The organism is Bradyrhizobium sp. SRL28 (genome assembly GCF_018596315.1).
GTDB lineage: Bacteria > Pseudomonadota > Alphaproteobacteria > Rhizobiales > Xanthobacteraceae > Bradyrhizobium.
In genome coordinates, this window is record NZ_JAHEAG010000001.1 from 741146 (window position 1) to 756444 (window position 15299).

13 protein-coding genes are annotated in these 15299 nt (G+C 62.9%); 1 reads left to right on the plus strand and 12 read right to left on the minus strand.

Translation table 11 applies throughout. From position 1 onward, the window contains the following. Positions 1-44: 44 nt before the first annotated feature. Positions 45-827: a 2-keto-4-pentenoate hydratase gene (locus KIP88_RS03635; protein ID WP_214486468.1), complete on the minus strand. Its 783-nt coding sequence runs from the start codon at positions 825-827 to the stop codon at positions 45-47. Between the two features lie 3 nt (positions 828-830). Beyond that, positions 831-2582 (minus strand): acyl-CoA dehydrogenase family protein, encoded by a 1752-nt coding sequence (locus tag KIP88_RS03640; RefSeq protein ID WP_214486469.1) that lies wholly within the window; start codon positions 2580-2582, stop codon positions 831-833. A 223-nt stretch (positions 2583-2805) separates the two neighbouring features. Here KIP88_RS03640 and KIP88_RS03645 point away from each other — a divergent pair, with 223 nt between their 5' ends. After that, positions 2806-3744 carry a LysR substrate-binding domain-containing protein gene (locus KIP88_RS03645; RefSeq protein ID WP_214486470.1) on the plus strand — a complete coding sequence of 313 codons (939 nt, stop codon included), beginning with the start codon at positions 2806-2808 and terminating at the stop codon, positions 3742-3744. A gap of 51 nt (positions 3745-3795) precedes the next feature. Here the strand turns inward: KIP88_RS03645 and KIP88_RS03650 are convergent, their stop codons facing one another. The 10 genes from KIP88_RS03650 to exbD all read right to left on the minus strand — a co-directional run bounded on the left by KIP88_RS03650 (position 3796) and on the right by exbD (position 15299). Beyond that, positions 3796-5106, minus strand: a complete 1311-nt coding sequence (locus KIP88_RS03650) for an HlyD family type I secretion periplasmic adaptor subunit (protein ID WP_214486471.1) — start codon at positions 5104-5106, stop codon at positions 3796-3798. After that, positions 5093-6943, minus strand: a complete 1851-nt coding sequence (locus KIP88_RS03655; protein WP_214486472.1) for a type I secretion system permease/ATPase — start codon at positions 6941-6943, stop codon at positions 5093-5095. The genes KIP88_RS03650 and KIP88_RS03655 overlap by 14 nt, the downstream gene beginning before the upstream one ends. A 9-nt stretch (positions 6944-6952) precedes the next feature. Beyond that, positions 6953-7708: a hypothetical protein gene (locus tag KIP88_RS03660; protein ID WP_214486473.1), complete on the minus strand. Its 756-nt coding sequence runs from the start codon at positions 7706-7708 to the stop codon at positions 6953-6955. Between the two features lie 106 nt (positions 7709-7814). Further along, the gene (locus KIP88_RS03665) at positions 7815-8534 is read right to left on the minus strand and encodes a hypothetical protein (RefSeq protein ID WP_214486474.1); all 720 of its coding nucleotides are present in this window, start codon (positions 8532-8534) and stop codon (positions 7815-7817) included. A 77-nt stretch (positions 8535-8611) separates the two neighbouring features. Further along, on the minus strand, positions 8612-11263 hold the full coding sequence (locus KIP88_RS03670; RefSeq protein ID WP_214486475.1) for a TonB-dependent receptor: 2652 nt from the start codon (positions 11261-11263) through the stop codon (positions 8612-8614). Between the two features lie 201 nt (positions 11264-11464). Then, on the minus strand, positions 11465-12496 hold the full coding sequence (locus KIP88_RS03675; RefSeq protein WP_214486476.1) for a FecR family protein: 1032 nt from the start codon (positions 12494-12496) through the stop codon (positions 11465-11467). Between the two features lie 107 nt (positions 12497-12603). After that, positions 12604-13116: a sigma-70 family RNA polymerase sigma factor gene (locus KIP88_RS03680; RefSeq protein WP_214486477.1), complete on the minus strand. Its 513-nt coding sequence runs from the start codon at positions 13114-13116 to the stop codon at positions 12604-12606. A 217-nt stretch (positions 13117-13333) separates the two neighbouring features. Then, positions 13334-13936: a hypothetical protein gene (locus KIP88_RS03685; RefSeq protein WP_214486478.1), complete on the minus strand. Its 603-nt coding sequence runs from the start codon at positions 13934-13936 to the stop codon at positions 13334-13336. Then, entirely contained in the window at positions 13933-14805 is an 873-nt protein-coding gene (locus tag KIP88_RS03690; protein WP_214486479.1) for a TonB family protein, read from the minus strand. Before KIP88_RS03690 ends, KIP88_RS03685 begins: the two co-directional genes overlap by 4 nt. Continuing rightward, the gene (gene exbD / locus KIP88_RS03695) at positions 14802-15299 is read right to left on the minus strand and encodes a TonB system transport protein ExbD (RefSeq protein ID WP_214486480.1); all 498 of its coding nucleotides are present in this window, start codon (positions 15297-15299) and stop codon (positions 14802-14804) included. Before exbD ends, KIP88_RS03690 begins: the two co-directional genes overlap by 4 nt.

Here is a 15299-nt window from a genome sequence, read left to right on the forward strand (position 1 = left end):
GTGGCGCTGCCAAAGCAACGGCAAGCGCGCCTCGTCTCAGTGGATCACGCGTAGGTCGCGGTAACGCTCCCGAACGGACCGAAATCCGCGACATAGGTTTCGCCGGGCTTCGGCCGCAACATGCCCGTCAGCGTCCCCGTGCTGACCATCTGTCCCGCCTTCATTCCGATACCGGTGCGCGAGAGTTCGTTGGCGAGCCAGGTGAGCGGCACCATGGGGTGATCGAGCGCTTCCCCGGCCGTGCCCTTCCGGCGCAGCGTGCCGTTGCAGGTCAACAAGACTTCCTGTCCGGCGATATCGCGCGTCTTCCAATCGGGGATATCAGCGCCGCAGACGATGGTGCCGGAGCCCGCGCCGTCAGCGAGGATCGCAGGCAACGGCGGAAACGCCGCGTCGTGGACAAAGCGGCATTCGGCAAGCTCGATTCCGGTATGCAGCGAGGCCACCGCCTCGGTGACTTCCGCCAGCGTATAGGGTTTTTCGCGCGGCGGCAGATCGGCGCCGAGCCGCGCCTGGTACTCGACTTCGGGAATCGGGCTGCAGAGCCTGGCGTGCTCGACGCTGGCCGGCGATTCCACGATCGGCGCGAACACCCGGCCATAGATCGGCGCATCGGTGCGAAGCTGGCGCTGCAGCCCCTCCTTCATGGCGGCGATCTTCCAGCCGACGACTTCCCAGCCCAGTTCTTCCTCGACGAGCCCAGCGACGCGATAGGCTGTCGCGTTGTCTGACGGCACGAGCCGCCGGTCGAGGCCGCTCTGCTGGCGTCCTTCACGGCGCAGCGTCGCGAGCAGGCGGGCGAGTTCGCTTTGAAGCGCGATGTCCATGAGTTACCCCTGCACCAGCGAAGCAGCCTGCTGCATCGAGACCGGCGCATCGCCGAGCAAGAGATCGATCGCTTCGTTCTCCCAACGCTGCGCCTGCAGATTGGTAGACGCATGTTCGGCAAGGCGATGCTCGAGCAGGAAACGCGAGAGCAGCAGGCGGCGCGCATCGCCCCCTTCATTGCCAAGACGCGTGCCCTCTGACGCCAGCAGCGCGGCCGTCGTCGCATGGTAGAGTTTTCCGGCGGCGATCCTGCAAAACCGCTCGTTCGCCGGATCGGCCGCAACCTCTTCCGCGAACCGGATGGCGTCCGTCAGCGCCCCGGAAAGCCGCGTTCGAAACTGACCCGGCATCCCGCCTGTGTCCTCCAGCCGGCGGCCGAGATCATCGCGCAACGCTTCGTGGCCGCGCGCCTTTCCGACCGCGCGCTGCACCGCGTCCAGCGCATTGATGTTGCTGGTGCCTTCCCACAGCAGGCCGAGATGGGCATCGCGGACGAGCCGCGCGTTGGGCCAGTCTTCGATGTAGCCGTTGCCGCCGCGGGCCTCCATTGCCCCCGTGGCGACCGAGACGTTGTCCCGGCACGCGCGGTACTTTGCGATCGGCGTCAACAGCCGCAGCACCTTGTCGGATGCCGTCGCCGCGTATAGCAGCGCCGACAGCGCCTGCTCGGTCGGAACCATCAGCTTGAGCAGTTGCCGCCGCATCAGCGGATGGTCGATCACGGCGCGACCGAACGCATTCCGATGCCGGGCGGCGAGCATGGCTTCGTTCAGGCATCGCCGCATCATGCCGGCGGCGCGGGCGAGATGTGACACGCGGCTCGAATTCACCATCACCAGCATCTGCTTGAGGCCCTGATCCAGTTCGCCAAGCTGATAGGCGACGGCGCCTTCGAAAACGATCTCTCCGCTTGCCATGGTGCGGCTGCCGAGCTTGTCCTTCAGGCGCAGGATCTTGTAGGAATTCCGCCGCCCATCGGGCAGCACCTTCGGCATCAGAAACAGGCCGAGGCCGCCCCCGCCGGCCGCAGCGCCTTCGGGCCTGGCGAGCAACACGGCGAGTTCGGCGTCGACGTTGGAGCAGAACCACTTTTCGCCCCACAGCTTCCAGTCCTGGCCGTCGCGAACGGCAACGAGTTCGGCGGCTCCCACATCGGAACCGCCGGCCTTCTCCGTCATGAATTGCGCGCACTTGAACAGCGTGGCGGGATCCTGGCTCCACACGCGCTCGAGATATCGCCCGTGCAATTCATCCGTTCCGAAGCGGCGCACCAGCTCGGAAGAACTGTCGGTGAGGTTGACGGGGCAAAGCAGGCCAAACTCCGCTTGCGCAAATAAATAGTGAAACACGTATTTTGCGATCGGCGGCATCGGTGTAGGCCAGCCGAGGACGCCGCCGCGGTTGCACATCGCGTGCATTCCGAATTTACCGAATGCGATGCTTTCCATCTCGCGATAGGCGGGGTGATATTCGATCCACTCCTCGTCGCGGCCATACCCGTCGCGCGGATGCAGCATCGGCTGATGCCGCTCGGCCTGGTCCGACAGGTCATGCAACCGGCCGCCCGCGAGTTCACCGAGCTCCGCAAGGTGCGGCTCGAGATGCGCGAGCAGCGGCGTCTCCATGTAATGGGGCAGCAGGTCTCGAAGGCTCCGGTCGAGCGAATAATAGTTCAGCCCACGGCAGGTGGGGGCCAACGCTGCGGCGCGCCGGGCCGACGCGTCGCGGCCGGTCAGATCGATGTGAATGGTCATGGACATCTCCCTCGGCTTCCGCTTGTTCGGGCCGTACCGAGCCCAAGACAAGTATTGGCGGCGAATACCGGCGTATGACCCGCCACCCATCAGTGCAAACGACTTCTTGGGTTGGCGGGTTGAGCCAGAGTCAACGCTTCGCAACCGTTGGCGACAGAATACCTACCCCTCTCCCTGTGGCCCTCCCGTTTGCCGGGCAGTCCTTTTGGACTAAGCTCGCCCGATGGCATCACGACGACTTCCTCCATTGCATGCGGTGCGGGCGTTCGAGGCCGCCGCACGGCATTTGTCGATCACCCGGGCAGCCGACGAGCTGAACGTGACGGTTGGCGCCGTGAGCCGGCACGTGCGCGCCCTCGAAGCGCGAATGGGGACCGCCCTCTTCCTGCGCGGCTCGCGCGGCCTGGTTCTCACCTCCGCAGGCAAAGCGTTCGCCGATTCCGCGCGCGAGGCACTGGACCGGATCGCAGATGCTGCCGACGGGCTGCGGTTACGGCGCTTCAGGCGGCTTTCGGTCGGGGTCTATGGCTTCTTCGTCTCGCGTTTCCTGCTGCCGATCTGGCCCACGCTCAAGGCGGCACATCCCGAGCTGGAAATCGACCTGCATACGAGTTCCGATCCACTCGACCTGCTCGCCAGCCGTTTCGATGCGGTTATCGCCGTCTCGGACGGACAACCGCGCGCCGGGCTTGTCACCCATCCGTTGATGCCGATATCAACCGTGCCGGTCTGTTCGCCGGAACTCTTGAAGAACGGCCCTCTGGATTTTGCGACCGTTCCTCTCTTGCATGCGCGGCCTCGTCCGGATGATTGGCGACGCTGGCTGGATTGCGCTGATTTCACCGACATACCCGTGCAGGGCGGGAGCAGTTTCGAAAGCCTCAGCCTGACCATTGAAGCCGCCGCCACCGGCATGGGTGTCGCCATCGCGATCGAAGGCCTTCTCGCGCCCGACCTCGCACGCGGCAACCTCGTGCGCGCCCACCCAACCGTCCGCCCGACGCGGCGGCAATTCGTGCTCGAATACGAGCAGCGCATGGCGGAGGATCCCGCGCTGACCGCTTTCGTCGGCTGGCTAACCAACGCACGCGATCAGCAAGCGCCGAAGAAGCCGGCCGCAAGGAAGACGGCGGCGAAGGCGCGTCCCGCATATGCGCGTTGAGTTTCAGGCGCACTCAAAAAAGCTCGCGCCGCAAAATGCAGTACTCCGGCGCTATTCTTCGCGAAACGTGCGGTTGATCTGATCTCGCAGCGGCTTGACCAGATAGGAGATGACCGTTCGCTCTCCGGTCTGAATAAATGCCTCGGCCGGCATCCCCGGCACCAGCGCGAGCTTGCCGAGACGCGCGAGCTCCTGCGGCGGCACGGCAATGCGAACGACATAGTAGGATAGTCCACTCTTTTGATCGTGCGTCAGATCGGCGGCGATGCGGCTGACCTCGCCGTTCAGCTCCGGTGTGGTCCGCTGATTGAAGGCCGACATGCGCAACACCGTTCGCTGGCCCAGCCGGATCTGGTCGATATCCTGCGGCTGTATCTGCGCTTCCAACGCCAGCCTGTCACTATCAGGCACGATCAACATGATCGCATCGGCCGGAGAAATAACCCCGCCCACCGTATGAACCGCAAGCTCGTGCACCAGGCCGCTTTGCGGCGCGACGAGATCGATGCGCTTCAATTGATCCTCAGCCGAAACCTTGCGTTCGACGTACTCGGCCGTTTGCGCTTCGATCTCACGCAGGCTGTTGGCCACCTCGCTTCGGAGGTCCTGATCGATCTGGATGATCTGCAGCTGCGTCTCCGAGATCTTGCCGCCGGACTGGGCCTGCGCCGCCGCGAGCCGGCCGCGCTCACCGTCCAGATTGGTGCCTTCGCGCTCCAGCGCCATCATGCGCTGGATCGGCACGAGGCCCTGCTCCCAGAGTTCACGCACACCCCTAAGCTCGCGTTCGATCAGCGCGATGCCCCGCACCTTTGCGTCCTCCTGGGCGACAAGGCCACGTATTTCCTTCTCGTATTGAAGGATGCGCTCGCGCAACTGCGCCTTCTGGCCGAGCCGTGCTTCGCGGCGAAGCTCGAACAGTTTGCGTTCCCCCGCCAGCAGCTGCGCGACGTCGCTGTCGCCTGCGCGCCTCATCAGCATCTCGGGGAATGAGATCGCTGGCGCTTCATCGCGCTCCGCTTCCAGCCGCGCGCGCCGTACGGCGAATTCGTCCAGCCGTTTGGTGACGATGGCGAGGTTGGAACGCGTTTGCGTTGCATCCAGCCGCATCACGACGTCACCCGCCGTCACGCGCTGTCCCTCGCGCACCAGGATTTCACCAACCACGCCGCCGGTCGGATGCTGCACCTTCTTCACATAGGAATCGACGACGAAGTGCCCGGTCGCGACCACGGCGCCAGCCAGATTGGTCGCCACCGCCCATCCACCGATGCCCGTCACGAGAAACAGGCTGGCGAGACCGCCGACAAGGAGATGGCGCCGGATCGAGCGCGCCAGGCCGATGTGATCAACATTCGACATCGACTTCATCCGTATGCTGGTCGGGTGATCTGCCTGTACCCGGTTCGGCGCCAGCCGTCGCCACAACGCGGAACGGAGCGGTAGCGCGGAACCCGGCCGAGTAGCCTGCGGCCGTCGTCATGGTGGCCGGGGGAGGATTTGCGCCTTTCAGGGTGCGCGACAACACCTCGTCGCGCGGTCCGAAGGCCTTCATTCGCCCGGACTCGATGACGGCTACGAGGTCCACCACACCGAGCGCGCTGGGGCGATGCGCAACGACGACGACGATACCCTTGCGTTCACGCACGGACGCCATTGCCTTCACAACGGCCTTCTCGCCTTCCGCATCGAGGTTCGCGTTGGGCTCGTCGAGCACCACGATGAACGGATCACCGTAAAGCGCGCGCGCGAGACCGATGCGCTGGCGTTGTCCTGCCGACAAAGCCGAGCCTGCCTCGCCGATCCGGGTCTCGTAGCCGCTGTCAAAGCGAAGAATGAGATCGTGCGCGCCCGCCGCGCGGGCCGCGGCGACGATGGCGCCGGCATCCGCATCCGTTTCAAAACGGCAGATGTTTTCGGCGATGGTACCGTCGAACAGTTCGACACCCTGCGGCAGATAGCCGACGTGGCGACCCAGCTCTTCGCGGTCCCACTGATCGAAGCCCGCGCCATCGATGCGCACCTTGCCGCTTGCCGGCGCCCAGACGCCGACCAGCGCGCGCGCGAGTGTGGATTTTCCACTGCCGCTCGGGCCGATGATGCCAAGCGCACTTCCCGCCGGCAGAACAAAATTGACGCCGGCAAGGGTGGGCTTCTTCTCGCCGGGAGGCGTGATGCTCATCGCTTCCGCCCGCAACTCGCGCTCCGGTTTCGGCAGCGCCATGAGCGCGCGCGTCTCGGGTATCAGCGCGAACAACTCCTTAAGCCGGCCCCAGCTCTGCCGCGCCATCAGGAACGGCTTCCAGCTGGCAATCGCGAGGTCGACCGGCGCCAGCGCCCGGCCCATCATGATCGAGCTCGCGATCATGACGCCGGCGCTCGTCTCCTGCCTGATGACCAGATAGGCGCCGACCGCCAGCATGCCAGACTGCAGAATCATGCGCAGCGATCTGGACACGCCGCCGAGGCCGCCGGCGATATCGCCGGTGCGCCGGTTTGCGGCGAGATAATCCGTATTCGCTTGTTGCCAGCGTTCCGCCACGCGACCGCCAAGTCCCATGGCGTGGACCACCTCGGCATTGCGCCGGCCGGCCTCCATCAGCGCATTGCGCGCCATGCCGTGCTGTATCGCCGCGCGCGTCGGCCCGCGCGACAGGGCATCCGTGATGACCGTGAGTGACACCAGCACGATCGCGCCGAGAAGCGCGGTTACTCCGATCCAGAAATGAAACAGGAAGCATATGCCGAGATAGAGCGGCATCCATGGCAGATCGAACAGTGCGGTGGGCCCCTGCCCGGACAGGAAGCCGCGAACGTTGTCGAGATCGCGCAGCGGCTGCAGGCCGTCGCCCGGCATCCGGGCCTCGAGCGGCAACCGGACGATCGCCTCATGCACGCGACCGGACAGTCTGCGATCGAGGGTCTCTCCGATCCGCAGCAATACGCGACCGCGGATCACGTCCAGCATCGATTGAAATGCGAACAGAACCGCGGCCAGCACCGCAAGCCCGACCAGCGTGGACACGCTGCGGCTCGCCAACACGCGGTCGTAGACCTGCAGCATGAACAGCGGCGACGTCAGCGCCAGGAGATTGACCACGCCGCTGACCACCGCGATTCCGGCAAGCGCCGGCGCCAGCGGAGACACCACCGCCGCAGCCAAAGGCTGCGACGGCTTGCGATGCGGGATTTTGAGCACGGACCGCGCTCAGACCAGGATATTGCCGCAGAGAATCAGGCTGGCAATGTCGGTCCCGACATAGCCCTCCAGCTGGAGCGTATTCTCGCCATCAGTGATGGTGAGAACACCGGAATCGTCCCACCAGTTGCTGTGGTTGAAGAGCAAATCGACATAGTTCGAAATGCCCGTCACCGCCTGCAGATCGATGACATCGTTATTTCCGGTATCGGTACCGAAATCCGCGATGACGTCGTCAGCCCAACCGTCGGCAAAGGTGAACGTATCATCTCCGAGATTGCCGGTGAGCGTGTCATCGCCGGCAAAACTCAACATGACATCGTTGCCCACGGTGCCGTTCTGGACGGTCCCCTGCTCGGCGAAGTAGCCGTAGAGGCCATCCAGGCTGCCGTTCTGCGACAGATCGGCAATCGCTGCATCGAAAGCCGGCGTCAGCGTCGCGCCGCCGAAATTGACCGACAGGCCTTCATCCTGCACCCACTGATCGGTGGACGACACGTAGGCGAGATTGCTACCGAGCGTGAGCGTGGAGACCGTGCCATCGACAACACCGGGCGTATAGCTGAAGTCATTTCCGTTCACGATCACGGACGACTTGCCATTGTCGACGCCACCGACGATACGCGTTCCAGCATACCATTGGTCCGACACGTTCCTGACGGCGTTGAAGCCGCCAGTGCCGCGATACTCAAAATTGTCGATCCAGTTGTCCAGGAAGACCGGAAGGTTGCTGCTCGCGCTTGAGTAGTTAAGTACCAAAGCCATTCTCTAACTCCTCGGATTTTCTTGATGACGATAATCGGAATTGTTGCAGGCTTCCGCCGCGTTCAGAGACGAACGCGGCGAGCCTTTGCAAAAGTCGGGATGTCTCTCACGCAAACTCAAAGTTCGCGGCCGTCAGCCCCGTTACGCCGGTAATCGTAATGCCGTCGGTGAAATCGGCGCTGCTGATGACGGTGTCGGCTCCGATGGTGGAAATGAACAGGTCGCCCAATCCCGTTGCACCCCACGCCGAGACGTCGAGGATATCGACAGCAAGATTGAAGCTGTTGACGGTGTCGAACGCGGAGCCGTCCTGGAACACGAAAGTATCCTGACCGCCGAAACCGAGCAGCGTATCGTCGAGACCCAGATTCCCGACCTGCTTTGTGCCCTGCTCGGCAAAGTAGTCCGTCAGACCCGGGAAGGTCCCCAGACCGTCAACGGCTCCACCGTGCGACAGGCTGTAGATCGCATAGGCGAACGTGGTCGTATCCGGCATGTAGCCGCTCACGTTGGTGATGATGAGTTCTTCATCCTGCACCCACTTATCCTGGCCTGCGTCATATTCGAGGTTGCGGCCGAGCGTGAGCGACGTGACATCGCCGTTGAACAGGCCCGGCGAATAACTGTAGTCGTCGATCTCCATGATGACCGAGGGAACGTTATTGTCGACGCCTTCGGTATCGAAGCCGGCGGACCACTGATCCTGGCCGGTAGAGAATGACCGGGAGAACCAGCCGTTGCCGTTGTAGGAGAAGTTCGTGTCATAGGTCGCCAGGTAGGATGAGAGGTTGCTGCTCGCTGCGGTCAGCTCAATCAACAGTGTCATTTCTTGTTCCCTTTTGCCTGTTTCATCTGTTCGCCCCACGGCGAACCTCGCATCCACAGCCTGTGACCGTGGAATTCCTAGAATTTGTAGTTGAGCGATACCGTTGCCGTTCGTCCGGGCGCGGCGAAGAAATTGGCGCCAAGGGCCGGCGCGTAAGCAACGTCCGTGAGATTGGTGACCGAAAAGCGCAGCTTCGTCATCGGATCGAAGGCATAGGAGCCGTAGATGTCGTATATTCTGTAGCCAGCCATCTCGTAGCCGCTCCGAAGCGAGCCCAGCGCCGGCTCCGTCTTCGAGACGTCGGTGATGCGGCCGCCCAACGTTAGCTTTTCTTCGAACAGGCGCACACCCGCATCAAGTGTGACCCGCAACTTCGGTTGCTCGAAGATCACGGCGGCGCCCCTGCCGCGGTTGATCGGGATGCTGTTTCCTGACGGTGAGGTAAAGCTGTCGGAAAATTCGGTATCGATGCGCGTCAGCGTGCCCCCGATATAGATCACCCGTGCATCGTAGTTGGCCTCGATCTCGAGACCCTTCATGCGAGTCACGCCGTCGAGATTCACGTATGAACCATACTGGCGCTGGGCCTCCGAATTGTAGATGTAGCCGAAACTGATATAGTCCGTGATCTCGCGATAGAAGCCGACCGCCTTGAAGCGGAAGGTGTCGCGCTCCGAAAATATTCCATTGCGAAAAATGTTCGTGCCGAGCTCATAGGTGTCGCCACGCTCCGGCCTGAGATACGGATTCGGCGCATAGCCATTGACGCTGGGCCCGTCGTGCCCGCCGTTGAGAAACGACTCCATGATGGTCGGCGGCCGGTAGCTCTTCGAGTATTTGACGAACGGCTGAAGCCAGTCGACGGGCTTCACCGCGATGGTCATTGTCGGCAGCAACGCTCCGCCGGAGTTATCGACCTTGACGTCATGTCTCTTGAAGTATTTCGGCCCGAGTATCGGCACGAATTGAGCGGGAATGCCAGGAGTGCCTCCAGTGCATCGAAAATTGGGAGGGAACGGCGGTGAAGGCCAGCAGACCCGCGGCGTAGGAGGTACAGCGGGAATAACGGTGTAACCGATGATGTCCTGCGTCTCGTTCCCGTAGATCGTCGTTGTACCCTCCGCATGGTACCAGTCGTAACGCAAGCCACCTGAAACGGTCAGCCAGTCTGTGGGAGTTATTTTTGCGTTGCCGAAACCACTGACGACGTCGCGCTTGCCACTCGGCGTGCCGCCCGAAAGCGTGCTCGAGTAGTCAGTGCCGTTGGCTACATAGCCGCGCGTGAGAGCGGTCTTGCCGTCGTCGCTGAAGGCTTCCATGCCGTAGTTGAGAGCCAGAGCTCCCAGAAGCGTGTCGAAACGACTGGTGTTCTCGACGCTACCGCCGAGTGTCCCCATGACGTAGTTCGACGGCCCCGTCGACAGGACCGAGCCTTGCTCGACCTTGTTGTTCCTGATGTTGTTGTAGTAGAGGCGGGCCTTCAGATCGATCAGCTCGCTGTCGGGCTTCCAGTCGAGCGCAGAGGTAAAGGTGTTGTTGACGACACCTTCCGTCGCCTTAACCAGGTTGCCATTGCTCAGCACGAAGTCGTAGTTTCCGGTGTTGAACTTGGAATCATTCCGCAACCAGCCAAGCGTAACCTTGACGTCCTCCGTGACCTGCCCTTCGGCTTTCAGAATGCTGGAGCGGACCTCCTGGCCGGAGAACAGCAACACGTCCCCGGCATAGGTCGCCGCACTGTTGATGGTGCCGTTCTTGCCGATGTCATAGGCACCGATGTTCTTGTAGCTGATGCCGCCGAGAACGGAAAAGCGATCGGACAGACGCACCGCAGCCGCCGTCGAACCGTCGAAATTGAACTGGTTGGTCCCGGTGGTGAGGTTGACCTGGCCGCCGTATTGTTTGCCCGGCGCGATCAGGTCCTCAGCCAGAAGGGTTCGGTAATTGACAGAACCGCCGAGCGCACCGGCGCTGCCGACGCCGGACGTCGTACTTTTCTCGACGTCGATGGCACGAATAAAGGCCGTATCGATATAGGTACGCTGCGTAGAGCCGTGCGCACTGCGCTGAAAACTTTGCCGCGCGCCATCGATCATGTTGGCGATGCGATCCTGATCCTGAAGGCCGCGGATATTGACGCTGATGCCCGGGTTCTGCGCTTCCGAGCGGTTGGCATAGACGCCGGCGACGTTGTCGAGCAGATCGCGGGCGTTGCGGGTTGGACTGTTCTCGATCGCCTCGCGCGAGATCACGCTGACGGCCGCGGGCGCCTGATACACCCAGTCCGGCGTCCCCTGATAGCCGGAGCCCGAAATGGCATTTCGTCCGCCCGATACTTCCAATGTATCGAGCTGGATTGCACCAGGGACGGACGACTCCGCCGCCGGCGAGGTCGTCGCCCCGATAACCGCTGTGCGATCGGCCGTGACGAGAAACGTGATACCCGTGTTTCGCAACATAAGCGACAGCGCCTGCTCCGGGGTGAAGCTGCCGTTGACGGCATTGGATGTCAGCCCGCGCGACGTTGCCGCTGATAACGTCACCTGCAGGCCGGACTGGCGACCGAAGGCATTCAACGCAGGACCGAGTGGCTGCGCGGGAATGTTGAAGTTTCGCGGCGCGGCTGCGTCACCACCCTGAACTTGAACTATTCCAGAACCGGGCGAGCCTTGCGCGAATGCACGCGAGGCGCTGTCCGCCGCGACCAGCGCCGCAACAAGGCACGCCATCTGTGCAACGTTCGCTGCTCTTTCGCTGATTTGATTAAATATTGTCGTCTTCGAAACGCACATCAAAGCCCCGTACTCTAGTCTGCCGCCGCGCATTTTCTTTTCGAATGCGCTTCCCGACTAAAGACGATCGGCTCGATATTTTTTTTCAGGATTATCGCGCATTGGGCGCGAGAAACGGCTTCGCAGTTTAGATTCGACTTAAAGTCGCGAAACGATGCGAGCGAAGCGGGAGACCTCGTGAACCTTGCCGCCGTACGGTTGCACCAGCGCACGCAGCGCACGGTCGGGATCGCGCAGGTCATACAGGCCGGTGACCGTCTGCTGCGCCAGCGTGACGTCAGGGACGGCGATCCATGCCGCGTGATAGCGCTGTATCTGTTCGACGACGGCGCCGATCGTTGCGTCGTTGACGAACAGCCTGCCCTCGCGCCATGCGCCAATGTCCTCTGGCGCGATATCGCTTTTTGTCATCGCACCCGACTTGCGGTCGACGACCAGCATCTGGCCCGGAGCCAGCACGGCGGGAGATGTGCGCGGGGCCGCATTGGAGGAGACGCCGACTGCGCCCCGCGCCAGCTCCACCTGCGTCACCGACGATGCGAGACGGACATCGAAGGCCGTTCCCGTCACTTCGACCTTCACCCCGCTGGCATCGACGATGAACGGCCGCGCCGGATTGCGGGTCACATCAAAGAACGCCTCCCCCGCCAGCAACTGGACCTGACGCCGGCTTGCCGAAAAGTCCGTCTTGATGGCGCTGTCAGCGGCGAGATAGACGGTCGTACCATCTTCGAGCGTCACCAGCCGGCTTTGTGCAGTCGTGGTGAGATAGTCTGCCTCCAGCCGCAACAGAAGCGAAGGGACGGCAACGACGAGCAGGCAGGCAGCGAGACCAGCGGCTGAAATGGTCGCCACCCACTGCCACCGCCGCCGCGTCGCGCGCGATTGATTTCCAGGCTGGACGCGGGATCCCTTGCCAGCGCCAGTTGACGTTGTCTGCAACGACCGTGGCCGCCAGACATGCTCGTACACGGGCTTGCTTTCGCCCAGCAGATGCCAGCTTTCCCGGACCCGGTGCCACGCAGCGCGGTGCTCGCTGGAGCGTGAAAGCCAGGCGCTGAAGTCGTCCTGTACGCGCGCGTCGCCCGCCGCTTCCCGAAGACGCAGCAGCCAGCTGGCCGCCTCGTCAAGCAGGGCTTCGGGCTTACCTCCATTCTCATTCAGCGACATCCAGCGATCCTCGTCCCGAGCCCCATCCCCAGAGCACGCGATCCATGTCTCGCCTGCCTTGAATAGACGAACAAGTCGGGATTCTTTTTCACACCGGGAGAATTATGTCACGTCTGCTCGCGACCGGTTCGCTTGGCGATATCCACCAGCGCCGTGTGGATCATCCGGTGCACCGTTGCGACCGAGAGACCGAGATGCGCCGCAATGTCCTGGAGCTTGTGCCCTCCAAAACGGTGCATTTCGACGGCGATCCTGGTTTCTGTCGGCATTTCAGCCAGCATCGCCGCGATCTGCCGGATGTCGTCGCGCAACAGCGCGTTCTGTTCCGGCGAGGCCTCGGGCCGCGGCACCGCCCAATAGGACGTTTCGTCGAGTGGATCCCGGCTTTCGAGCTTCTTGCGCCGCAAGAGATCGAGGGAGAGATTGCGGACGATGCGGTAGAGATAGGCCGCGGGCTGCTCGGGCACGTCGGCTGCCGGCCGGGGCGGCACGAATTTGAGGAATGCTTCCTGCACGATATCCTCGGCCGTCTCGCGGGAGCCGAGAATGGGTGTCGCATATTCGATCAGAGCTGCACGATGTGCGAGAAAAATCACGCTGCGGGTATCGCTCCCCTTCACGTCAAGCGCTCCACCGGACGACTGGCGCGGACCGATTGCCGGATTGCGAAACGGTCGCGCAAATCAAATCCCCCACCTGCGATTTTCATCGCACGCACGGCCGTCACAAATAAATGCTGGTCCCTCTCATCCCTGCCCGGACTCAAAACCTGGACTGTTCGACAGCCAGCTATCGCGAGGCCCCAACCTGCTTCTCTCTAATAGTGCCTCAGGCGTTTCACAACTGCGGATGTTTAGATAGGCTCCAAGCCGCAGACCCGCTCGCCGGATTGGGTGCCTCAGAGGCCCGGCGTCCGGCGCTCCGTGCCGGACGGGGGCGAAATCGGCAGATCACCTCGGCAACGCTTTCATCAGGCGAACGAAAGCGCCGATCCTGCGCCGCCAGCCACTGCTCGATGCGGCCAACGGTGATGCGCCCGACACTCTGCTCGCACAACAAGTTGCTCTTCGAATACAATGACGCAATATCTGCCAGATACCTGGCGCGGATGGAAACTGTCTGGCCGATGAACTCTGCATAGCGCCCGTTCAGAAATAGCTGAATTACCCTGTGCGGCAACCTCCGCACATCAGACAATCCCGACTGCCGTTTGGCGAACCGCTGATGCCGCATACACAGGTCGCGCGCAGCGATGGTCGTCACATCGAGTTTGCGGCCGATCTGGATGTAGTCAAACCCGGCGTCTTTCAGTCGAACGGCTTCATTGCGCAGCCGGGCTTGCTGGGCACGACTGAGATTGCGAGTAGTGCGTGTCATGCGTTGCCTCCCGAAAATCCTGAGATCGATCTGTTGATTTTCAACGGCATCGTCCTGCTTCACTGGCTGCCGTACCGGATGGGAAGGGCGAGCTCGATCGTGCTGCCTGCCACGTCCGGCGGGGGTGCCGGTACCGGACTGGCGCTGCGGGGCGTCGAAACAGCCTTCGCGTCCAGCACCGGATCTCCGGAGCTTCGGACGAGACGCGAACTCACCACACCGCCCGAGCGATTGATGGTGAAAGCCACCACGACCGTCCCCATTGCTCCATTCGGGTTTCCACCTTTATGCCGATTGAGGTGAGCGTTGACGCTGCTCTTCCATGTGGCGGGCGATGTCGAGGGATTGAACGCCGAACTCGACGACGGCGCGGCCGCCCGATCCGCGCGCGGATTTGACGTCGCCAGCGGCGCCGTGGTGCGATCTATCTTGCGGTCGTCCGGCTTCTTGCGCTCCGCCTTCTTTTTTGGCGGTGGCTTCGGGGCAGGCTTGGGCGGCGACGGCGTCAAGGTGGCTTCCGCGTTCGTCATCTCCGGCAGCTTCGGCGTCTCGATTTCCAGCGGCACCGGCGGCAACAGAACGTCCTCAACGGGCTTCTTCGCCTCCACGACATCCGGCTCGGGCTTCTCCTCCGGCAATTCAACAGGCTTGTCGTTCTCTTCTTGCATGGGAGAAGGCTGCGCCTCGGTCATCCGTTCATCGGGTGGCAGTTGATCCGGCGGCGCTTCGGGCGCAACAGCCAACGGCGCCAACTCCATCATTACGGCGGCCGGCGGTTCACCCGCCGCCGAGGCTTCCTCGCGGTTGAGCGCCAGCCAAATCCCGCCCGCATGCAGCCCTGCGACCGCGGCGCCCGCCAGCGTCCATCGCAGCACGGAGCGCAGCGCGACGCCATCCGGCCGCGCGTCGGGATCACGCCAGCCGAATCTCATGGCCGCGTCGCCGGCGCGGCCTGTTGCGCCGCGGGTGATACGCCCGGCAACTGTCCGCCGATTGCGCCGCCCTGCCCGGTATCTTCCAGCCCGACCAGCGCGACCTTGAGATACCCCGCACCGCGCAGCAGATTCATCACGCCCATCAGATCGCGATAGGCGACCACGCCGTCAGCGCGCAGGAATATCCGCTGCTGGCGATCGCTGTTGGTCTGCCGGTCGAGCGTCGCCTGCAACGCGCCACGCGGCACATCATCGTTGCCAAGCGCCAGCGTGAGGTCCGGTTTGACGCTGAGAAAGATCGGCTTGTCCGGTCGCGCCTGCGGCGGCGCGCTGGAGACCGGCAAATCCACCGCGACATCGACGGTCGACAAGGGAGCCGCCACCATGAAGATGATGAGCAGGACTAGCATGACGTCGATAAAGGGCGTGACGTTGATCTCGGAGTGTTCGGCGAGGTCGCCGTCCTGCGGGTCCCTGAGCGAGACTGCCAT

Bases quoted from the DNA above. Each gene is read 5' to 3' on its own strand.
- KIP88_RS03635 (WP_214486468.1), bottom strand. From the start codon at position 827: ATGGACATCGCGCTTCAAAGCGAACTCGCCCGCCTGCTCGCGACGCTG.
- KIP88_RS03640 (WP_214486469.1), bottom strand. From the start codon at position 2,582: ATGACCATTCACATCGATCTGACCGGCCGCGACGCGTCGGCCCGGCGC.
- KIP88_RS03645 (WP_214486470.1), top strand. From the start codon at position 2,806: ATGGCATCACGACGACTTCCTCCATTGCATGCGGTGCGGGCGTTCGAG.
- KIP88_RS03650 (WP_214486471.1), bottom strand. From the start codon at position 5,106: ATGTCGAATGTTGATCACATCGGCCTGGCGCGCTCGATCCGGCGCCAT.
- KIP88_RS03660 (WP_214486473.1), bottom strand. From the start codon at position 7,708: ATGGCTTTGGTACTTAACTACTCAAGCGCGAGCAGCAACCTTCCGGTC.
- KIP88_RS03665 (WP_214486474.1), bottom strand. From the start codon at position 8,534: ATGACACTGTTGATTGAGCTGACCGCAGCGAGCAGCAACCTCTCATCC.
- KIP88_RS03670 (WP_214486475.1), bottom strand. From the start codon at position 11,263: ATGGCGTGCCTTGTTGCGGCGCTGGTCGCGGCGGACAGCGCCTCGCGT.
- KIP88_RS03675 (WP_214486476.1), bottom strand. From the start codon at position 12,496: ATGTCGCTGAATGAGAATGGAGGTAAGCCCGAAGCCCTGCTTGACGAG.
- KIP88_RS03690 (WP_214486479.1), bottom strand. From the start codon at position 14,805: ATGAGATTCGGCTGGCGTGATCCCGACGCGCGGCCGGATGGCGTCGCG.
- exbD (WP_214486480.1), bottom strand. From the start codon at position 15,299: ATGGCAGTCTCGCTCAGGGACCCGCAGGACGGCGACCTCGCCGAACAC.